15 protein-coding genes are annotated in these 22,242 nt (G+C 51.0%); 1 reads left to right on the top strand and 14 read right to left on the bottom strand.

All coding sequences use genetic code 11. The features are described 5' to 3' along the window. Window positions 1-13: 13 nt before the first annotated feature. The 13 genes from ACU70B_RS03260 to ACU70B_RS03200 all read right to left on the bottom strand — a co-directional run bounded on the left by ACU70B_RS03260 (window position 14) and on the right by ACU70B_RS03200 (window position 19,685). Complete coding sequence (locus ACU70B_RS03260; protein ID WP_447184924.1) at window positions 14-2,173, bottom strand: S-layer homology domain-containing protein; 2,160 nt, start codon at window positions 2,171-2,173, stop codon at window positions 14-16. Between the two features lie 23 nt (window positions 2,174-2,196). Beyond that, window positions 2,197-2,928: an energy-coupling factor transporter transmembrane component T family protein gene (locus ACU70B_RS03255; RefSeq protein ID WP_447184923.1), complete on the bottom strand. Its 732-nt coding sequence runs from the start codon at window positions 2,926-2,928 to the stop codon at window positions 2,197-2,199. Then, window positions 2,925-3,686, bottom strand: a complete 762-nt coding sequence (locus ACU70B_RS03250; protein ID WP_447184922.1) for an energy-coupling factor ABC transporter ATP-binding protein — start codon at window positions 3,684-3,686, stop codon at window positions 2,925-2,927. Before ACU70B_RS03250 ends, ACU70B_RS03255 begins: the two co-directional genes overlap by 4 nt. Window positions 3,687-3,699: 13 nt before the next feature. Continuing rightward, entirely contained in the window at window positions 3,700-4,311 is a 612-nt protein-coding gene (locus ACU70B_RS03245) for an ECF transporter S component (protein ID WP_447184921.1), read from the bottom strand. Between the two features lie 32 nt (window positions 4,312-4,343). After that, window positions 4,344-5,696, bottom strand: a complete 1,353-nt coding sequence (locus ACU70B_RS03240; RefSeq protein WP_447184920.1) for a DUF1533 domain-containing protein — start codon at window positions 5,694-5,696, stop codon at window positions 4,344-4,346. A gap of 157 nt (window positions 5,697-5,853) precedes the next feature. Next, the gene (locus ACU70B_RS03235; RefSeq protein ID WP_447184919.1) at window positions 5,854-11,892 is read right to left on the bottom strand and encodes an InlB B-repeat-containing protein; all 6,039 of its coding nucleotides are present in this window, start codon (window positions 11,890-11,892) and stop codon (window positions 5,854-5,856) included. Window positions 11,893-12,046: 154 nt separating this feature from the next. After that, a complete protein-coding gene (locus ACU70B_RS03230; RefSeq protein ID WP_447184918.1) occupies window positions 12,047-12,367 on the bottom strand; it encodes a DUF2149 domain-containing protein in 321 nt (106 codons plus the stop codon). Further along, window positions 12,364-12,996: a MotA/TolQ/ExbB proton channel family protein gene (locus tag ACU70B_RS03225; protein ID WP_447184917.1), complete on the bottom strand. Its 633-nt coding sequence runs from the start codon at window positions 12,994-12,996 to the stop codon at window positions 12,364-12,366. Before ACU70B_RS03225 ends, ACU70B_RS03230 begins: the two co-directional genes overlap by 4 nt. Next, window positions 12,993-14,639, bottom strand: a complete 1,647-nt coding sequence (locus ACU70B_RS03220; protein WP_447184916.1) for a stalk domain-containing protein — start codon at window positions 14,637-14,639, stop codon at window positions 12,993-12,995. The genes ACU70B_RS03225 and ACU70B_RS03220 overlap by 4 nt, the downstream gene beginning before the upstream one ends. 40 nt (window positions 14,640-14,679) lie before the next feature. After that, complete coding sequence (locus tag ACU70B_RS03215; protein ID WP_447184915.1) at window positions 14,680-16,089, bottom strand: hypothetical protein; 1,410 nt, start codon at window positions 16,087-16,089, stop codon at window positions 14,680-14,682. Window positions 16,090-16,114: 25 nt separating this feature from the next. After that, window positions 16,115-17,218, bottom strand: a complete 1,104-nt coding sequence (locus ACU70B_RS03210; RefSeq protein ID WP_447184914.1) for a molybdopterin-dependent oxidoreductase — start codon at window positions 17,216-17,218, stop codon at window positions 16,115-16,117. A 21-nt stretch (window positions 17,219-17,239) separates the two neighbouring features. Further along, complete coding sequence (locus tag ACU70B_RS03205) at window positions 17,240-17,761, bottom strand: hypothetical protein (RefSeq protein ID WP_447184913.1); 522 nt, start codon at window positions 17,759-17,761, stop codon at window positions 17,240-17,242. 13 nt (window positions 17,762-17,774) lie between these two features. Beyond that, window positions 17,775-19,685, bottom strand: coding sequence for an S-layer homology domain-containing protein (locus tag ACU70B_RS03200; RefSeq protein WP_447184912.1), 1,911 nt, complete (start codon window positions 19,683-19,685; stop codon window positions 17,775-17,777). 524 nt (window positions 19,686-20,209) lie between these two features. Here ACU70B_RS03200 and ACU70B_RS03195 point away from each other — a divergent pair. Then, window positions 20,210-20,938 (top strand): energy-coupling factor ABC transporter ATP-binding protein, encoded by a 729-nt coding sequence (locus tag ACU70B_RS03195; protein ID WP_447184911.1) that lies wholly within the window; start codon window positions 20,210-20,212, stop codon window positions 20,936-20,938. 99 nt (window positions 20,939-21,037) lie between these two features. On the opposite strand, the gene ACU70B_RS03190 is transcribed toward ACU70B_RS03195, so the two are convergent. Continuing rightward, on the bottom strand, window positions 21,038-22,240 hold the full coding sequence (locus ACU70B_RS03190) for a sensor histidine kinase (protein ID WP_447184910.1): 1,203 nt from the start codon (window positions 22,238-22,240) through the stop codon (window positions 21,038-21,040). Window positions 22,241-22,242 lie beyond the last annotated feature (2 nt).

The following is a 22,242-nucleotide window of genomic DNA, read 5'->3' as shown; positions in this document are numbered from 1 at the left end:
ATCCCCTCTTCTGTCAGTTTAACGCTTTAACGATAACGGTTACGGCCTCAGCCCGGGTTGCATCGGCTCGCGGCCCGAAAGTATTGTCGGGATAACCCCGGATAATGTTTTTGCCGCTGGCGGCAGCCACTGCCTCCCGAGCCCAATCAGCAATCTGGCTGCTATCGGCATAGGTTTTACCTTCGCCGCCGCTGAGCCGTGCCGCTTTGCTGATTACCACTGCCATTTGCTCGCGGGTAACGGGGTCATCGGGGCCGAAAACAGTTTCATCATAACCGCTTACTATTCCATGGGCAGCAGCCGTGCTTATGCTATCCTTGGCCCAGTGCCGGGAAATGTCGGTAAATACTTTGCCGCTTCTAGGCTTTAATTCGAAGGCTTTAACCGCCATGGTAATAAATTCTGCCCTGGTAACGGTATTATCCGGTTTAAAGGTCCCATCCGGATATCCGCTTACCGCACCTGTTGCCAGCAGTTGCCTTATGAACTTTTCGGCCCAGTGGCCGGTAATATCTATGCATTCCACTTTAACCGGCTGGAATGCCTCCTGGCTTGGCGGCCTTTGGTCACTTGCAGTTTCACTTTTTTCGCTGAGAAGAAGGGCAAATTTGCTGAAGTGGTTTACTGTGCCGCTTACTTTTCCAGTTTCCATGTTTGCTTGCACTTGCTCCAACAGTAACCACTGGTTATTGCTCCAGCAGTAGATGCCTGCATCATGTTTGCCGTTATCTACTTTGTTCGGGTCGAAATATAGAGTAACGGTAACCGGCTTCGCAAATGCAATTTCCTTATCATCGGCGGTAATTTCATAAGCTTGGCCCAGCAGCTGCAATCCCGAAGGAATGGCGGGAATACTATCTTTCCCCAGCTTCTTGATACTTACCTTGATATCTTCACTGACTGCATTTGACGGGAAAATGAGCATAGCCCCCGCTGTTTTTATAATGCCACCCCGGCTACTGATAGTTTGACTTCTTATAATCTCGTCAAGCATTAAAATTTCCTCAATAATCTCGGGAATAGCGATAACCGGCGGCTTAAAGCTCACAGGTGTGTAAGCTAAAAACGCCGTAAAGTGCTTGGTCCATATTATGAGGTCTGAGCCAGAAGTAACAGCGCCCTCCTGCAACCCCTCTCTTTCAAAAACCATAGCAACTGCATCGGCATCACCATCACCGGCGAGACCGGTCAGAGAAGCAGGTCTTCCTATTCGCCTGAATTTGCCGTCATTATCAATAAACCCGGCTGACTTATTTCCCTGCCCTTTCAGCAGCAGGCGAACCGGTTTATCAAAGGTAATGGTATTCGTACCGGAACCTACCTGGATAACCAAATCAACTTTCTGAGCCTCCGCTACCTTTACACTGGAACTGGGCTTTACTTCGGGCAGTTGTAGGGTATCGGAACCAGATATTACGGTACCGTGAGCAATAGTCATCTCTACCTGATCGGATTTCGCCTTTATCGGCGGGAGAGGTGAATTTTGCGGCACCTGAATTCCGGTGTTTTCACTATTTTCAGGGACAGTTATGGTCAACGGAGTATTCGTAATAATTATATTTTTATCGCTGACAGCTGTCACCGGCTCTGAAATAGCTACTGCATAATTAGCTGTTTTATCGCCAAGACTAACGGTCAAGGTCTGCCGGGCCACCGGCTTGGAACTATCAAATCCGGATATATTGGCAACGGCAATATCCTCTATCTTGGAACTGCCATCGCTGTAAGACCCGGTTACTACCAAACCGCTGATATCCAGTGTCTCACCCACAGTATAAATTATCTTGGCCGCTGGTTTGGTAATAGCTATACTGTTGAGGGCCCCGCTCCCTTCGCCTGATACTTGCAGCGCTTTGGTTTCAACATTTTTACCACACCCGGCTGTCACCGTCAGGGTTCCGGGAGAGACCCGGGGGACTTTAAAGCTGTAGCTGTAACGCCCGTCGCTGGCTGATACAGCTATATCGAAAACCACTATGCTCCCGAAGCTGTCCACCGCCTTTATGCATACCGGTTCATCGGGACCGGCATTGCCAGAGGCAGCTACGCTGTCTCCTACCGCAGCAGCATTTCTACTTAAATCCAAACTGACCTCCGCAGCCAGGGCCATCCCCGGGAGGGTTGAAAATATAAGCAAAGCTGCAACGACCGCAGCAATTCGTTTCCTTGCCATCAATCTCACCTCTTGAAATTAATTTAATAATTAGTTACATATAATCCAATCATCAATAGGGTAAAGCCGGGACAAGCCAACATCAAGCAATAATCCAACCGGGTCAGATATAACTGTCGAAGATAAGTCCGCCGGGGATAAGCCCTAAAGCCGCGCGCCTCCATTGCAACCGACAGTTGCTGGGCCTTTAGTACGGTTCCATAAACCACCGGGAAAAAGAGGTGACGAAACAGGTATATTTTTTTACCCCAAGGTACCTGTTTCAGTTCAACCCCGCGCAATTGCACCGCTGTCACTACATCAACGAATTCATCCCTGAATACAGGGAGAAAGCGGATAGCTACGGACACCATAAAGGCTATCTCATAAGGAACTTTCCACTGTACTAAACCGGTAATAAAATCCCGGGAATTACTGGTAGTCAATAGTACGGCAGCAGCAATAACCACCAGTAAACGTAAAATCACGCTTGCTCCCAGCACCAATCCCCTGCTTTCCAACAGGCGTACCGAACCTACTGTCAGCAGTACCTCCCCCCCGGGAGTGAAAATGCACTGGGCCAAAAAAAGAACTAACAGGAGTAAAAAATACGGTTTCAGGTACACTATAACCTGCTTAAGATTAATACCAAAAAGGATTAATAAGCCGGTAGTGGCTGCCAACAATAAAAAAAGTGTCCCGGGGCTATTGTATACAATAGCCAGGGTGGTAATACATAGCACTATGATCAGTTTAGTCCGGGGATCCAGATTCACGGCCCCCCTCCCCCCCTTGAACCGCTATCCCGCTTTACCCGGCCGTTTTCCAGGGTAATAATCCGTTCGGCCACTTGTTTTACGAACCCGCTGTCATGGCTGACTATAACCATTCCTCTTCCTAATCCTGCAACCTTGTACAGTTGGTTCACCAATAGCTTTTTCCGGTAAGCATCCAAACCTACCGTAGGTTCATCCAGGATAAGAAATCCAGGTTCACTGGCCAATACCGCCGCAATGGCCAGGCGCCGTTTTTCCCCGTAACTCAGGTGCAGGGGGAATTGATAACGGTACGGTAACAGTTCGAAATAGTCCAGATAAAAATCCACCCGTTCCCTGACTATTTCCGCCTCCTCCCCCAGATGGGTCAAACCAAACCCAACTTCCTCCGCCACATTGGAGCAAAAGAGCTGGTGGTTAGGATTCTGGAAAACATACCCGATACGGCGGCCGATTTCAGCCAGGGTATATTCCTGCAGGGAGCGCCCTTCCAGGGTTATTGTCCCGCTGGTCGGGTTTAGAATTCCAACCATCAGTTTGGTCAGGGTAGTCTTACCACAACCATTGGGACCAACAATTGCGGTTATCCCTTCCCCGGTAAAAGTCAGGTTAATCCCACTTAAAACGGGCGACCTTTTACCCGGATAGGAAAAACCGATTTGACACAATTTTAAAAAAGCGGCTCCGCTTTCTTCTATACAACTGCCGCCAGGTATGCAACTTGTTCCTTTCCTTATGTCAGTTTTCTTTTCCGCCATTCCTCACCCTCCGTTAAACCGAAGGATTCGGAAACGATCCGGTTTGATACTTCAGCAGCTGCTGCCGGATCTGGAAAGCAAGAATCCCGCCCAGACCTCCGGACAAAGCCGCTGCACTCAAAGCTAAAACCAAAGGTATCAGGGGAAGGCGGAAATATACGAAATTTACCATAATGGTCCCCCCCATATTGGCCAGCATCCCCGCCAGAAACGAGCAGGGGTTGCAGCAGACCCGGTGGCCGATAAGCAACAGCCCTAGATCGGCCATAATTCCAGGTACGGTATAGGTAATAAGGCTCATGGCGCCATGAGAACCGACCATACCCGTGCCGGTTACCACCAAAGCCTGCACCAGGGCAATTAAAACGGCTGTACCCCGCTTACCGGTGAGCCCAAATCCCAAAACCATCCACATCATATAAAACCCGCCGGCCACGGCCCCGCTGGGAATAAAAAGGGGACCGGTAATAATATGAGCCAGAGGAACCACCACCGGTTTGACGGCAATCCCCAGAGCCGCCATCATAGCAATGATAATCAGGTCAAACAGGCTAAATCTATCCAGCATCTTCCGGGTCCAGCCCAATTTCTTATCACCTTCCCCGCAACACGAATTAATAAGCAATTAAGTTTTCCTCCCCAGCATTCTTGTTCCATTTAATGAAAGGGAACCGGATTGCGGTCAGCATCATTGCTTAACTGGTCGACAACATAGGCCTTGATAATGTCACCCGGCTGTACGTTGAAGCCGGCCTGCGCTTCCCGGACAACGTCAAAATCCGCCCGGATTGCATTTAGGGTGAGCTGAACATCGTCCCTCCAGTGGGAAAACACCACGGTTTCCAGGCCTTCGTGAGGCAGAACCGGGTCGACGTTTACAGTAAAGTATTTAATTCCCGATAAACCGGCATTTACCGTCATGGTTTTAATCCCATCGGGAGTCTCCCCCGGGACATAAACTTCATCGTCCAGCGGGGTCAGCTTATATTGAGCCTGAGGTTCAGCAACCTGCTGCTTAAGTATGGTCTGCTTAACAGTGGAGTCCATAAAACCCGAAGCCTCCACAGTCACCGTGTATTCGCCGGCTCCGGCAAATACACCGGGGTTGATGGTGATTTTCCCAGCAGCTACTGCGTATTGCTCCCCGGTCAGCACACTGTCGTTTACCTTGACGCTGCTGATGGCCGCCCGCCAGGCGGAGTTATCCGTAAAGGTGATCTCGATCGGCTGGCCCACTTCATTGCCGGTTGTATCAGCCTTTAGTTTGGGACCGTTCACCGGACCGACATCTACGCGGTATATCCAGCGGCCAAATTTATTGGTGCTGGAGAAATTTTCATCTCTGGCTTCCGCTTCGGTAATGCCCATGCAGAATCGGAAAGACTCCCTGCCTTCCATTGCCACGGGACTGGCTTCATTCTTAAGGATGGCATCCGTCGCCCCTCTTTCCTGATAGGACGATGAAGCCAGCATGGGCTCTACCGGCACGGCTCCGGTAAGATCAATAGCTTCCCTGCCGTATTCCGGGTCATAGGTCTCAACCAGATTCGGAAAATAATAACGCTCTTGCCCGTATAAAAAATCATAAGTATAGTAATTAGTTCCCTGATAAGGATAACCCGGAGCATCCGTGACATAAAACACTAATTTCCGGCCTGATTCCCATTTGATATCGGGATTATACTTTTGGGCGTCTGTTATAAGGCCGCCGATTTTGACCCCCTTGGCCTTGGTGCCCACGCCTGTGGGCATGGCATCAATAGTGGCGTAGTATTCAGTCTCTTCCAAAACCTCCAATTCTTCGTACGAATAATCATGCACCAGGGTAGTGGTGCCGTCGGGATTGAGAATGTTGACAATCAAAGATTGGGCCGGCTGGCTCTCATCCGTCTTGGCCCAGGCCGAACCGGGGCTGCCCAGCCCCATGCCGCTGAAAAGCATGATCAAGGCCACCAGACAGGCCATAAGTTTACTGCTGTGAGGCTTTAATCCCCCATTCATCAACTGCATTTTCCAAAACCTCCTCGTTTTCCATGGATAAGGCCTACGCCCAAGTTATAGCTTTAATTTTTAGAGGCCTAGCGTAAGGCTTCTGAAAGAAAGGATTATCATTATTGAGTCAGTTTTTAAAGGGGCCAGGCCGGATCAGGACCTGACCCCGTGTTTTTTACATCAGTTCCAAGATTTTAATAATAACCGCGGCTGCTTCCGCCCGGGTCGCATTGGCCTGGGGCCTGAAGCTGCCGTCGGGATAGCCGCTGATTATGTTCTTACCACTGGCGGCCGCTGTTGCTGTCCGCGCCCATTCGGCAATCTGGTTGGCATCGGTAAAGGTCTTGCCTTCTCCTGCGCTCAGGTTGGCCGCTCTGACGATCATTACCGCCACCTGTTCCCGGGTTATCAGGTTGTCGGGGCCAAATGCGCCGGCATCGTAGCCGCTCACTATGCCGTGGGCAGCTGCGGTGTTGATGCTGTCTTTAGCCCAGTGCCCGGCAGTATCGTTAAATGTTTTGCCGCCCTTAGGCTGTAATTTAAAGGCTTTGACCAGTACTGCAGCAAATTCCGCCCGGGTTATGCTGCTGTCCGGCTTAAAGGTTCCGTCCGGGTATCCGCTGATAGCTCCTGCATTTATCAGCTTGGTTATACCGGCTTCCGCCCAGTGGCCGGCGATGTCTGTCAATGCTGGTTTGGCCGGTGCGATTACGTTTTGACTCGGCTCTTTTTTCTTGTCTGCAGGGGTATTTTTTTCGTTCATAAGGACGGCGAATTTACTGAAGTGCTCAGTTTCGCCGCTGATTTTTTTAGCCTTCAGGTCGGTTTTCATCTGGCTTAAGGGTTCCCACCGGTTATTGTTCCAGCAATAGATGCCTGCATCATATTTGTCTTTATCTATTTTATCCTGGTTAAAGGGCAGGGTAACGGTAACTGGTTTTTGGAATTTGGTGTCGGTATTGCTGCTGATTTCATATACCTCGCCCAGCAGGCTTAAGCCTGTAGGAACGGAGGGTACGCCTGTGCCCAGTTTTTTGACGGTTATCTTGATGTCACTGCTTACGGCATCAGCCGGGAAGCTTATTTCAGCTCCGGCTTCTTTTATGGTGCCGCCTTTGCTGCCCATGGTCTGACCCGCAGGAGTAACGTAGCCTCCGCCGGAACCGCTACCGGTCTGGGGTGTGTAGGCTATAAATTGGGTAAAGTGTTTGGTCCAGACTATGAGGTCGTTGCCGGAAGCAACTGCTCCTTCTTCTGCTCCGGCACCGGTTAGCGCCGCAGCGGCAGCATCCGTATCGGCATCATGGATAAGACCGCTCAGGGAGGCCAGTTTCCTGATTTCCTTGAAGTTGTTCCGGCTATCGATAAATCCGGCAGATTTGGCGGCCTGTCCTTTAAGTACCAGTTTTACCGGTTTGGTAAATGCAATAGTTCCTAAGTCCGAACCAACTTTAATGACCAGGTCTACCTGCTGAGCAGCAGCTACATTCACACTGGAGCCGGGCTTTACTTCGGGCAGTTTTATGGTGTCGGAACCACTTACCTGGGCTCCTTGGGGAATAGTCATGTCAACCTGCGCCGACTCAATTTTTATGGCCGGCAGGGCTGTATTGGGGGTAACCGAGATTCCTGTGTCGGTAACACCGGGAGGTACGGTTATGGTTACCGGATTATTGGTTATGGCTATGTTCCCGTTTTGGGTGGCCACCTGGGTGCTGGGTATGTCTTGATAGGTTACTGCTACGGTTGTGTCGGCAGTTATGGTAAAGGTATATTTACCTTCTGCCAGTTCGGCTTTTTTGTCTGTTCCATTTACGGTAAGGGTTGCCGTCTGTTTCCCTTCTGCCGGGGTAACGGTTATGGTTACCTCAGTGTTCTCGGCAACGGCACCGGCTGCAGGGTCTGAGGTCAGGCCTTCTCCGCTCAAGGTAAGGGTATAGTAAGTGGTTGCTGTCGGTACGGCTTCGAATTCAACGGTTACGGTTTTAGCTGAAGCCAGGTTTTCTGCGGTTAATGTGTTGGTTTTGTTATCGGCTGCGGCCTGGCCGTCCACTGTCCATTGTTTTACTTGATAGCCTGCGGCTGGTGTGGCTGTAAATTCTATAGTCTTGCCTGCTTCCACTGCGTCACCGGAGTTGATGCTTGCGCTCTCAACTGCCGCTGTTAATGTTCCGTTATCTCCGGTTACGCTGAAGTTTACCGGGTAGGTGGCGGGAGCGGCTTCGGGCACTGCAAATACGAGCTTGTTGACCCACTTTGCAGTATTGTTGGCCGTACATCGCGCGTCTCTTTCGTCTTTTGTCGGCAGAACACCGTTGCCGTATTCGGGTTCTGACTGGCCGTAGAAGAAGCGATAGGCGTTAAGGGTGTCATAGAACTGGTTATCAACCTGCGCCCGCCTACCGGCCCAGCCAGTAATAGCAAGGACGGGAATAGCCCCCCGGTCTATTCCGGTTCGATTTTCCTCTGCCAGGTACTGGTCACCGAGCGCCGCGTAGTATTTGCGATCCGTACCCATCAAATAGTCCCAGGTGAGGTCCAGAGTCCAGCCATCCAGACTCAGCCCCCTCATGACGCAGTCCGAGTTGTTGTAGCGCAAGGCAGAGTTGTATTTTTGGGCATCTTCCACCAGCTGAGCTATAGTAACATACTGAATGGCCTTGCCAACGCAGGGGGCAGGATAATTGTCCCAGAATGAATAATAAACGTCTTCTGTATTTTCTTCTGCCAATCCCAACATTTCCGCTCTGGTATAAGAGTGTACCAGGTTTTCCTCTCCAGCGCCCACCTGGATATAAATATCCAAGGGGGTATAGTCGGCGGTAAAACTTATGGTTACAGGTTCAGACGGCATGACAAAGCTATATACACCGGCTCCGTTCTTGCCGCTGGCGTTGCCGGTAGCAGCGGTTACGGTGGTAAAGTCATAGGCCGCACCGGAATCGCCTGTCACGATAAGGCCGGTGGCCCAGGAAGTGACTGTTGTGTCGGATACCGTGACGGTCACGGTTTCACCCGCTGCCGCCAATGTCTTGTCGGGACTTACCGTCCAAATGCCGTCGGGAACCTCTGCTTTGGTGATACTATAAGTCGCGGCGGGAATATTCTCAAACTTTGCAGTCACGATAACGTTTGCCGCCGGGAGAGCAAAGCCGTATACGCCCTCGGTGGCGGTAATCTCAGTATAGCTCACTCCGCCGTCGGTCGTGTATTTAAGGCTGCCCGTTACCATCCGCTTGCCAGCATCCGGCGTTACGGCTACGATGACGGTCGTACCCTCATTCCCCTGGGCTGGCTCTACCGCAACACTACCATCACTGATGCTGTTATCCACCGTGACGCTGTAGGTTGCTGCCGGTACAGCTTCGAATTCCACGGTTACGGTTGTATTTGCGGCAAGGTTCTCTACGTTTAATGTGTTAGTCTTGTTATCGGCTACAGCTTGGCCGGCCGCCGTCCATTGCTTTACTTGATAGCCTTCGGCCGGTGTTGCTGTAAATACCACATCTTTGCCCGCTACTATGGCATCGCCAGAGCAAATGGCTACACCATTAACTGTTGCTGCTATGGTCCCGTTACCTCCGGTTACACTGAAATTTACGGCATAAGTAGCGGGGGCGGCACCCGGGTTCTGCCAAGCCAGGACGGGGTAGCCACTGTTGATATTAGGCGTGGTATCCGCCACAAAGGCACAGCCCGGGCCGTTAAGGCCGGCCAGGAACTCGGCTGACTTCATCTGTTCAGCAGTTACTTCGGTAACGCTTATATTACTGCCTCCCTGATAATATCCGCCACCGGGAGCGGATCCAGTCAGCCAATAACAATTGCTTACCGTTTGGTCACCGCCATTATTGCTGCCGATTCCCATGGCAAAGCTATCGCTTTTCGCTGCAACGGTACCCACATTGAAGCAGTTGTAGATATTAATCTCGTTACTGCCGCTGATACCGCCGCTCGGGCAATTGTAGGTCGAGCTTATACTGCCGGCATTATAACAGTTCTTGATATAGCCGCCATTCCATCCTGCACCGACAATACCTCCGATACCCTTGGAATCAGTATTTCGGACTGTAGCAAAGTTGGCACAGTTTTCAATGATGCCGCCTTTATTGGTTTTGCCGATTTTGCCTACAATCCCGCCAATGCTGCGTCTGCCATAGATATAGCCGGTGACGGCAACATTGCGGACGGTAGGGTTATCGGCCCACATTGATGGAGCATCGCTGTCGTGGCAACCGAGGCGGCCGATTAGGCCGATGGACTGGCTGGCCTTGTAGTCTGCACTGCAGTAGCGATTGCAATAGATGTTTTTGACGATATGGCCCTGACCATCAAGAGTACCGTTGAAGGAGGTGCTTAAGGCGGTGCCGGGATCATTGACATCCGTGGGCCACTGGCCGCCGACAGGAGTATAGTTGGGACCGCTCCAGGTACCGCTCGCGCTGTCGTAGACACCGCCCATGTCCAGATCGGCTGTCAGGCAAACGGTTTTGCCGCCGAAGTCATCTATTCCGGTCCAATAGTTGGCTGATGGAGTGAATGTGCCGATAATCTTATCCGGAGTTACGCTAGCGTCTACATGGCCGTTGACAATCGCTGCCAGGCCGGCCAGCTTAGCCGGGGTGTCGATGTAAAATACGGTGTCGGTAGGGTTGTACCAGGAGACATCAACCGATCCGTCCCAGACGCTGGCTCCGCTGCCGATATTCTCAAACCGGGCAGTCACGGTTACATTTGCCGCCGGGAGAGTAAAGCTGTATACCTCCTCGGTGGCGGTAATGGGTGAATAGGTGCTGCCGTTGTCGGCGGTGTATTTAAGGCTGTCCGCTACCAGCCGCTTGCCGCTGTCGGGCGTCACGGTTACGGTAATGGCCGTACCCGTGCTTCCTTGGACCGGATTTACTGCAACGCTACCGCCGCTGATGGTGTTGTCCACCGTTACAGTGTAGGTGGCTGCCGGTACAGCTTCGAATTCCACGGTTACGGTTGTGTCTGCGGCAAGGTTTTCTATGTTTAATGTGTTAGTCTTGTTACCGGCTACAGCTTGACCAGCCACCGTCCATTGTTTTACCTGGTAGCCTTCGGCCGGTGTTGCTGTAAATACTACCGTTTTACCGGCTTCCACTGCATCGCCGGAGTTGATGGCTACATTATCAACTGCTGCCGTCAATGAGCCGTTCTCTCCTGCGCTAAAAGCTACGGTGCAGGTGCTTGTGCTTTGGGTTATGGCCTGCTTAACAGTGGAGTTCATAAAACCCGAAGCCTCCACAGTCACCGTGTATTCGCCGGCTCCGGCAAATACACCGGGGTTGATGGTGATTTTCCCAGCAGCTACTGCGTATTGCTCCCCGGTCAGCGCACTGTCGTTTACCTTGACGCTGTTGATGGCCGCCCGCCAGGCGGAGTTATCCGTAAAGGTGATCTCGATCGGCTGGCCCACTTCATTGCCGGTTGTATCAGCCTTTAGTTTGGGACCGTTCACCGGACCGACATCCATCCGGTATATCCAGCGGCCAAATTTATTGGTGCTGGAGAAATTTTCATCTCTGGCTTCCGCTTCGGTAATGCCCATGCAGAATCGGAAAGACTCCCTGCCTTCCATTGCCACGGGACTGGCTTCATTCTTAAGGATGGCATCCGTCGCCCCTCTTTCCTGATAGGACGATGAAGCCAGCATGGGCTCTACCGGCACGGATCCGGTAAGATCAATAGCTTCCCTGCCGTATTCCGGGTCATAGGTCTCAACCAGATTCGGGAAATAATAACGCTCTTGCCCGTATAAAAAATTATAAGTATAGTAGTTGTTTCCCTGATAAGGATAACCCGGAGCATCCGTGACATAAAACACTAATTTCCGGCCTGATTCCCATTTGATATCGGGATTATACTTTTGGGCGTCTGTTATAAGGCCGCCGATTTTGACCCCCTTGGCCTTGGTGCCCACGCCTGTGGGCATGGCATCAATAGTGGCGTAGTATTCAGTCTCTTCCAAAGGCTCCAATTCCGAGTACACATATTCATGCACCGGAGTGGTGGTGCCGTCGGGATTGAGAATGTTGACAATCAAAGATTGGGCCGGCTGGCTCTCATCCGTCTTGGCCCAGGCCGAACCGGGGCTGCCCAGCCCCATGCCGCTGAAAAGCATGATCAAGGCCACCAGACAGGCCATAAGTTTCCTGCCGGAAGTCTTTAATCCCCCATTCATCAACCGCATTTAAAACCCTCCTTATTTATCGCTTAAATAGGTCTAAGGTCAGTGTCTGCTGGGATTTATTTGAGCTCTGCAGACACTGCCCGGTAATAAGGCAATGTAATGATTATCTCCTCCCCTCAAGCCCTTTCCGAAAGAAATAAGCTTCAACAGTGCCTCATTCATCGGTAAGCATAAACAACTTTCCGGTATCGGGGTCTTTGTATACTGTCCCCATTTTTTGGTAGAGCTGGCCCTCTCCCTCGGTTTCTACCAGGTCGTTGCGGATATCGGCATCATCTGTCACTTCCTTTCCCTGGGTGACGTTGATGCTTTCCCCGAACTGGGCCAGGTCAACATTCCAGCGAATGACCAGGGCCAGCATCAGCCCGCAGGCAAATACCAGCATGGCATCCACAATATTAACAGCACCTTCGAGGGGGCTGACCTCCTCATCCAGTGTTCTTAACCTTCTGCTGTTCCGTAATCTCCGGTTCAACCCAACACCTCCAACAAGCTCTCCAGTAAAGCCTCCAGGGAACTCAGATAGTCCTCATACCACCTTTTGCGCAGACGGGAAACGGCATAGGCGATCGCCGCCGCCGCCAAACCGGTTACCGTAGCGTCAAAGGCGGTAAGCAGGCAATCGGCCAGGGTTTTGGTATCACCCTGACCGAGGGCGATCAGACCAGGTCCCAGGGGAATCAAGGTAGCCATCAAACCCAGCATGGGCCCCAGGCGAGCTACTATATCAGTGCGGTTGGTTATCTTGAAATAGTGGAGTTCTTCATTGGTCAGTAAACGTCGGGCCAGCGCCTGCAGAGAGGCGGCGGGCAAATCGCTGTGCTGCAGCAGCTCCTGCAAAGCCAGCTTTTGGCGCCGAAACAAGTTGCTGTTATCAATTACGGTCTTAATTTCCTCAGCCTCTTTCTCCTGAAAAGATTCCATCAATTCAGACAGGTTGGTTTTCGCCTTACGCCGTTCGGTAAATATTTCTACCAATAAACCTCCCAATTCAAACACCATAAAAGCGGCCAACAGCAACAGAGCAATAATGGTTGGCGCCAATAAACTGTAGGAAACGGTATGCATGGTTTCCCGCAGCGGTTCTAATACGGCAAATATCACTGGGCTACCTCCTCCGTATAATCAGTGTATTTTCTGCCTGCCCCCAGGAGAAAAAGGATGAATGCTGCCGCCGCTGCCGGCCTGTTTACATCGCCGTGCTCGTTATGCGGCTGCAGGGGCACGATGTCGGCTGACATCTCGTATATTCTGCCGGGCAGCCGGGAGACAACGGCGGCGCCTTTTTTAGCCAGCCGCTGCTGCCCGGCGGCCGCCTTTTCATTGTCCGCCCCGCTTTCCCCGGCTCCATTTTTCTGACTGCCGGCCGCCGGGCCCGGGTCATTTATAACGCAACTGACGGTATACCCGCCTACTGCCGTGGTTACGGTAATGGCAGCCGTACCCGGAGCAATAACCGATACCCGTCCCTTGTCATCTACGACGGCTACCGCCGGGTTGCTGGAACTCCAGGTAACCCTTTTGTCGGCCGCATCAGAGGGGCCTACCGTGGCTTCCAGCTGCAGGCTGCTGCCCACCGGAGCCTGGGCCGTATATCGGTCAAGGGTCACCCGGTCAGGGGACTTGCCCATCAGCATTACGGATATTTCTCGTATCCATTTGGCCGAGCGCACAGCGGTAACGGTGCTGGTATCACTCTGTCCGAATACCAGCCTGAAACCGTTGCTCTCAACCATCTGGCTGAAATCGGGAGCAGTGGCGAAGCGTTTCCAATAATCCCGAACGGCTATGATGGGATCTACCGCTATCGCTCCTCCTTCAGCTCCGGGCCGAGCTTTTTCCTCATCGTAATCCCAATGGGTAGGCAAGTTGGGATAGTAATAACGTCTGGTATCCAATAAGAAAGATTTGGATAAGCTTTGATACCAGCCTTTATTAACGTCAGTGGTATAGAAATAGAGCTTGTCTATGGAGTTGATATCAATCCCGGAAGCCTCCAGGATATCGGTCAGTTTTACCCCTTGAGCCGAATCCAGAACTACTGCCGGCATACTGTCAATAAAGGTATAGGCCTGGTAGACATCGGCCATGGCCTCCAAATCGCTGAAGGTAAAAACTTTTTGGGTATTGTAGGGGGTACCGAAATATCCCGCCTTAACCGTCAAGGTCAGTGACGGTACCCCGTCTCTGGTGGGGGAAGATCTCTCCTGGGCCACGTTCCCCATGCCGGGAAGCAGCTTGACGGTCTTTATCTCCCCGTCCCATTCCAGCTTTGCCCCCATGGCTTCGGCCACCGCTGCGAAGGGAACGTAGATGCGGTCGTCAATGTTGCGGACCGGGGCGTCCAGGACCAATTCCTGCCCGTTCATCCTGGCCTGGTTGCTGTCTACCCGCATGCGGATCGTATCCCGGTTCTTGGTCAGGGTAACGGTTTGCTGCTCGGCGTCCCAGACCACCTTGCCCTGCAAGGTATCAGCCAGAGCGGATATCGGCACCAGGATACCGCCTTCTACGGCGATCGGCGGCGGATCAGCCATGATTAACCGGTTATTGGCGTCAATTATATACAGGGGGGGTTCCTCCGCCTGTACCATCAGGGGTGTAATCAGGCCGCCGGCAATAACCAGCAGCGCTGTCAATGTAAATATGTATAGGGCGGCCATCGTTATATACTTTCCCGGGCTGCGTCTGCATCCCGGCCCATTTTCTTTGATCGGCAACTTGATAGAGGGCTTTATCTGACTCACCTCCCGTTCTTTATCAAGGCTGTCAGGGAAAAATATATTCCTACTTGAGACATAAATAAGGTACGAACATGGAATCACAGGTGAAATCCTGAGCGGTATTTTCCGGAGTGCCGGTAATAATGACCTTACCCGACCATTGGTTTACTATTTCCTGCAGATACTTATCGGTCTTGCCGGCGGTAATATCGTCAAAGCCGAGCATTATGAAATCATATCCCTGCTCCAGCTTCTCCAGAGTCATGCCATAGATTTCATCGTCGGCCGTTTTATCACCATTTTTATCCTTTACCACTTGCGGTTCTGTTTCCGGGTTCAGCAATTTCGGCCCGGAGTGTAATAATAAAGCCGGTTTTTGCAATTGCTCGGTCAGAGCAAACAATGAGGGTGCTTTCAGGTCCTGATCCCGGGAGCTGATAACCCCATTCTCCTGCGGTGCTTTTCCGGTTATCATCGCTGCCAGCCATATGTTTTTTCCCCGCGGATATACCCCGGCTGCCTTCACTGCCGGGGCTGCGTTTTTCAGAAAGGACAGCCGCCCTTTTTCGAGAGCCTGGATATAACGGCTATAGGTCAAACCATTTCCCACTACCACCAGCACTTTCTGGCCATTTTCCAGATAGTGCCGGGCATCATAGTAGGTATCCATGATACTGGCCGGAGGGGGATTTACTATGACCCCGGCTATTTTTTCCGTCCGGCTGCGTTCGTCCAGATCCAGGTAATTGATATAGTTTTCTTTCAGCTCGAAATAACCTCGGTTTTCCAGATAACGATATTCTCCGTCGGCCCCCATCAGCAGCAGTATTGCTCCATCCTGAACCGGAGTTAAGTCCGCCAGCCGGAAAACCCGGCGCTGGGTATAGACCGAAGCGGTGTAGTTTTTCCCCTGGTTTTTAATCGCAGCCTGGCCTTCAGGATAAGGGTATTGCAGCAGGGTACGGGTATAGAGCTGTCCCGGAGTGATGCGGGCCAGCTCCTTTTCCGAATCGATGACCGTTATCCCGAAATGGGGTGAGCTTTCACCCGAGACGATAACAATTTCTTTAAGCATTTTGGCATTGCTGTTAACCGGATGGTTGAGGTTGATCGCTTCCCAACCGTTTTGAGCCGTAAAGGCAATATAGGATTTTTCCAGTCCCTGGGCCGGAAGTGAGGAAGTAAAGCCGTCGCTGCCGACCAGGTATATCTGCTCCGGTATCGCTATGGGTTGGGCGGCGGTGATGATATCGGTCAGTTTAATAGCCCGGTACTTGTGCCCGTCAAAGCTTATTGTCTGCAGTTTGCCCAGCTGCTGCGGGTCTTCCAGCTTTATCACCCGGGCAACATCCCCCACTATTTTCAGAGGAGGAATATAGCCGGGAGTCTGCCGGAAAACTCCAAAGGCCAGGCTCCCGATAATAAAACCCAGCAAGCCCAAGCTCATGGCCAGAAGCCGATTTCTTCCGTTCACTGCTCTAACTCCTTCTGTCTCGCTGTTATTCCAGGCATTCAATCGCGAGCAGGTTATCCATGCTCTTATCTGCCGTACCGGGACAATAAAAGGCCGGATTTCCCTGGGCATTTTCATGGATTAAACCATTCCCCAGCTCATCAACTGCCACTTCCAGACTTTGACCGTCAAGGCTGCTGAACCTGTATCGGGCCGCGCGGCTCAGGCCGGTTTGTTTGATGACATCTGATAGGGCGATTCCGCTTTGTCCCTCCAGCGTCTGCGGGGGCAATGCTTTTTTCCCCTGGGAATAAGCCAGAAAGCTGGTTGCGCCATAATTGATGCAGAGCACATCCCGTATATGCATGCCCTGGGGCAAGTGGGGCGCCAGGAATTTCGGCGCTTCTTTACCTGTTATTTTGATATAGGCGCTCAGAAAATTGGATTCCGTTTCGTTCTTGTGCAAGCCGTCGCCGGCTGTGATAAAGGCGTTTTGACTCTTATCGCCCCCGGCATAGGCGTTGATCAAATCTTTAGTCTTAACCGCCTTGTCGGTGCTGTCAAAATCCTTTAGCTCTTCTTGCGGCAATGTCTTTACGGCTGTCTCCAGGAATACCACCTTTTTGACCGGCGTCTGTTCAGCTCCGGTCTCCAGGTCGATCCTTTCCAGCATCCGTACCCAGTACATGGCTCTTTCGCCCGGAATCACCACCCGCACCGGCCGATTTTCCTCATCCGGAGATTTACCGTCAATCCGGTAGGCCAGGATAATGGAGCGATTTTTCAGAATATCGGGCGGAACTGCGATGGAATAGCCGTCCCGGGCCGAAAAGCGAATGGTGTTGTAGTCTTTTACCGTTTTTCCCTGTTGCTGCAGCAGGTCTTCCAGCAAACATCCGGTTGCTTTAACCTTGACGACTTCACCGTTGGATCGGGTGGCCCGGGCTTTTTTAGTAACCGCCGGGAGCTTTTTCAATTCCCCTACGGTAATGGGATAATCACTGTCCGTCAATCCCGTAATGACAATTTTCTGCCCATCTTCAGCAGCCGGATCGCCGGCGGTTTCCGTTTTTTCCCCGCAGCCGGCCAAGGTCAGTATTACAGTAAAGATCAGTAAAACCGGGATCAGTTTGTTTACCATTGTACGCATCTAATAAAACCCGCCTTTTTCCTATTCCATTTCCAGGCTTACCAGAAAATTGGTAAACCGCTGACCGAATTCATCAGACCTGATAATGACTCGCATACTGCCTTCCTGTCCGGTCTTGGTTTTCAAAGGTTCGCCACCGTCGGCATAAGCGATATAGACATTATCCGGCCGCAATACTTCTCTCATCTCCAGGCCCGAGGTATAATTGTCGATTCCGCGGGTCATGATCCGGGCATAGCGCGAGGTAAGCTCAGGGTCAATACGGTCGAGAATTCCCCTGAGTTCGGTACAGGTAAAGAGGTGTTCGCTTTGGCCGCGAGACGAGTTGATCACCATTTTCTTTTCTACCGCCGGCAGCTGCCGCAGGTCGGCAATAGTCAGCAGAGCCAGCCGGTCATCGCCGGCTTTGATCAACAACTGCCCTTCCTGCAAATTATCCTGGCCGCGGTTTAAGAAAGAACATACGGCCACCAGCACTACCAGCAGCAAGATACCCCATTGCAATAGTTTTTGCGCTTTATTACTCCCGGTCGTTTCCCGCATGGCCTGGCACCTGCTATTTCAGGAGGCTCAAGGCGTTTACAATAACTGCGGCCGCCTCCGCCCTGGTGGCTTTACCACCCGGTTTAAAGGTGTTATCGGGGTAACCTTTTATGATCTGGTTGTTCACCGCGGTAGCAACGGCCTCCCGAGCCCAGTCGGCAATGCTGTCATTATCGCTGAATTGATTTGAGGCTGCGGAGGGAGCAAGTCGGGCTGCCTTTACCGCCATGGACGCCATCTGCTGCCGGGTTATGGGCTCATCGGGAGCAAAGGAATCGTCATTGTAACCGCCCACAATTCCTGCGGCAGTGGCAACGGCAACATAATCCCGGGCCCAGTGTCCGCTGGTATCGGCAAAGTGCTTGCCATTGGCCGCAGCCAGATTAAATGCTTTTACCACGGCAGTGGTATATTCCGCCCGGGTAATGGTGGCATCAGGCCGGAAGTTGCCGTCGGGATATCCCTTGATAGCTCCCCGGGCGATCAGATCTTTAATCCTATCCGCCGCCCAGTGATTGCTTATATCTTTTAAGGGATTGGCTGGGTTAGCTGTCCCAGGTTGGTTAACAGATACTGGTGTGATTTCGGGAACACTTTTTACCGGAACATCTGAAGCGCTGTTTGCTATTGTTTTCGTGGCCTTGAAGACGCGGGAATAATTCTGCTTCATTCCGGGTCCATTGATTTGAATGGTATAGTCGCCAAGTGGGGCATCGGCTGCCAAGGTAAATTCCTTGGTAAAATCACCGCTTTTATCAATAGTGCCGGTATAAACGGTTTTTCCGCCGGGGCCGACGATCTCCAGTTTTGTACTGGTCAGGCCAGTGACGGATCCGCTAATCTTGACTTTATTCCCTGCTTGTACGGCATAACCCGCCTCGGGAGTGGTCAGAACGATATTAGCCACCGGGGCTGATGCCGCAGTCACCTTGAAGGTCTGTTTGCAGCCCAGGCTCGATCCCGCTTTCGGTCCTACCTCGATAGTGTAGTTTCCAGTTACGGTATCCGGCCCCAGGGGAAATTCCTCGGCAAACTTGCCGTCCTTGACTTCAATATCGAAGGCAGTATATACAACATGGTTATCGGGATCGGTAACGGTTAACGTAACCGATGACATTCTTTCAACCGTTCCGGTGATTTCTACCGTGTCACCCACTTGATAGGTTTGGCTTGCCGTCGGCTTGCCCAGTGTCACCCGGGGGGCAACCGCGGAACCTCCCGTTCCCGGCTGCAGTTTGCCGAATACTTCAATTTTATATACCCACCGGACGAAGTTCATGGTGATGCACTCTTCGGGAGCAGCCTGCCCCAAGCATAATCTCAGACAAGTTGAGCCGTCCAGATTGCTCCAATCGGGCCTCTCCAGCCAGCGGCCCTGAGAAGAGGTTATGGCCAGCATCGGTTTGACTGGAACGGCTCCCGCGCTTACCTTTGGGACATCAATATAGGAATTGGTATTCCCATCCCAGTCAGTATCCCAACATTCTACTATTTTAGGGAAATAGTAGCCGGTTCGGTCAAGCAGTACATTTCGGTCCAGTCTCTTTACCACATTATCGGTAGCATAAAATCTGCAATGGGTTATGGAATTCAGATCTATACCCTGACTGCTCAGGAAAGCTCCCAGATCCAAACCCTTGCCGGCAGTGAAGACCGGGGCCGGCATCCTGTCTATGGAAGAGTATTCCCGCTGCACCTGGGACATGCCCGCAAGCTCCGGAATAGTATAAGTTGCTAATTCAAAAACTTCTCCGTTATCATTGAGTACAACTGTAAGCGAAGCGGCCGGGTCGCTATACTCCGTCTTGGCCACGGCTGTACCTGATTGCACCATCCCTGCAAGGCTGAATATGAATATAAAAATCGCCATTATAAATAACCCGGCTTTTCTATTGGACTTAAATCCGAATTTTATCAACTGCACTTTTCTTCTCCCTCCTGTAATAGCCTTAAATACCGTACGTTACGATTTAATTTTTACACCTCCCCTATTTCTGTGCCGGTTCGAACCCAGATCAGTAAGGTTGCTTTATATATGTCAGCAGATAAGTACTATGAAAGAATTATCTGGTCGGATAGCATGCTTTGGCTAATTCCACTCTTCTTAACCGTGTACCAGGCAAAACGGCTTATAATCAGCACACATACGGAAAATATACCCATTTACCAACATAACCTAACTAAACCATAAATATCTTAACATAAATCTAATTGTTATATGCTATAATGTCAACCATGGTTTGACAATATTGTCGTTTGTTCTTTATCATCAAATCCCATAAATACGGGATTTTACGAAATATAAGCGACAAATTATTTATCATTTTCCTATAAACATGCGCTTTTTGAGATCCCCAAGCCAAATTAAACTAAACCAATCATAAACTAACATAAAAATGACGCTTCGCGTCTATTTATGACAAATATTTTGTGAAGGAGATAATCTTAATGAAAGCTGTAGTAGTTGAAAACTTGAGTTATAGATATCAGGCAGAAGGGTTAGCAATATTAAAAAAGCTTTCTTTTGATATAGCACGGGGTGAAATAGTAGTTTTGACGGGCTTAAGCGGCTGCGGAAAAAGCACCCTTTGCTATTGTTTGAGCGGAATTATACCCAATTGCCGGGGCGGGATAATGGAAGGAAAAGTGCTGATTAACGGCAAAAATACCAGGGACTCCGGAGTTGCTTGTCTGGCCGAGGAGGTAGGCATGGTCTTTCAGGATCCTGATACCCAGCTTTTTTCTCCCACGGTGGAAGACGAGATCGCTTTTGCTCCAGAAAACATGTGCCTCTCCCCGATTCATATCCGGGAAAGGGTAGATTATGCGGTTGACTTGCTGGGAATCGGATCCTTGATAGAGGTTAATCCTCATCAGCTTTCGGGCGGGGAGAAACATTTGGTGGCCTTGGCTTCGGTCTTGACTCTTGACCCACCGGTACTAGTTCTGGACGAGGTTCTGTCCCAGCTTGATCATGCCGGTCGAAAAAAAGTAGCCCGGGCCTTGGAAAAACTGCGTTCTCAGGGCAAAACCATAATTGCCGTAGAGCACGATATCAAGACGGCCGTCATCGCCGATCGGATAATAGTGATGCAAAATGGAGAATTAATCCGTTATGAACCCAGGGAAACCCTCCTGGCTGATAGAGATTTTCTGCTGGCCAGCCGGTTAATATAGAATCCCGCTCTTGCAAGCTCACTACCTCATACATACCATCAGTTGCCTCAAGTTACTTTACTTACTGGCAATGTCCTTTCCCGAGCCCATCCCCTGACTCTATCCAGCCGGTAATTCCACCACAAAAGCTGTATCTGCCCCGGGATTGCTGGTAGCGTAAATTCTTCCCCGGTGTTGTTCTACGATGGCTTTGGCAATAGCCAAGCCCAAGCCATAGCCGCCGTTTTCCCGGGATCGCGCGGTATCCGCCCGATAAAAACGCTCGAATATTTTTTCCAGGTCTGCGGCCGCAATACCCGGGCCGGTATTGGTAATCCGCAGCTTGATTTTATTGTCAGCACCCGTCAGTGATACGGCAACCTTCCCGTTTACCGGGGTGTTCTTTACGGCATTATCGATTAAGATGTCGATGACCTTTTTGATGCCCTCCTTGTCCCCATTAAGGGAAACCTCCGGTTGGATACGGGGCTCCAGGGTTATATGGCTTTCAAACAGAATAGCTTCGAAGGACAGGAGCGTGCTGTTTAGCATCTGGCTTAAATCAAAACCGGAAAACATCGGCCCGGTTTCCATATAATCAACCCGGGCCAGAGCCAGCATGTCGTCAACCAGGCCGGACATTCTGTCCGTCTGGGAAGATATATATCCTATCCAGCGGGCCTGGCTTTTCACGGTTGCTTCACTGTTGGCCGCAATCAGCGCCAGATTCGTCTTTATCACCGTAAGCGGAGTCCTGAGCTCATGGGAAGCATCAGCAATAAACTGCTTTTGTTTTTCAAACACCTCCTGGATAGGCTCAATGGATTTGTTGGCAAAATAGACACTGATTATAAAAAGCAGTATCAGGCTGATCCCCCCCACCGCCAAAAATATCAGCAGCATATTCATGAGGGTGCGATGCTGCGGGGTCCGGTCTACAAATACGATTTTGGCGCCGTAGGGAGTCTTTTGTTTCAAGAAGGCATATCGGGTCTCATCAATCCGTATTTTGCCGGATACGGCTTCGGTTTTGCCCGCCTGACGCACAGCCCGGGCAATAATGTCTTGGTTTATATTCATAAATGAGAACGTTTTTACGATATTATTTTCTTTATCCAGCTCAGCCACCATGCTGTTTGCCGCCACCGGATTATCCGGAAAAGGGCGGGGCGGGGCGAACATTATGGTGTTTAAGGCAAACTCGGCCTGGCGGTCTCCCGCTATTGCGGTCAACATGTAAATAACCGAGAATATAGCCACAAAAACAATGGTCAGCAGCGCCATATTGATCATTACAAATTTTCGTTTCAGCTTATCAAACACGA

Source organism: Syntrophomonas curvata (assembly GCF_052976825.1).
Note: the sequence above shows the minus strand (reverse complement) of the source record. Positions and strands in the feature narration are given on the sequence as shown.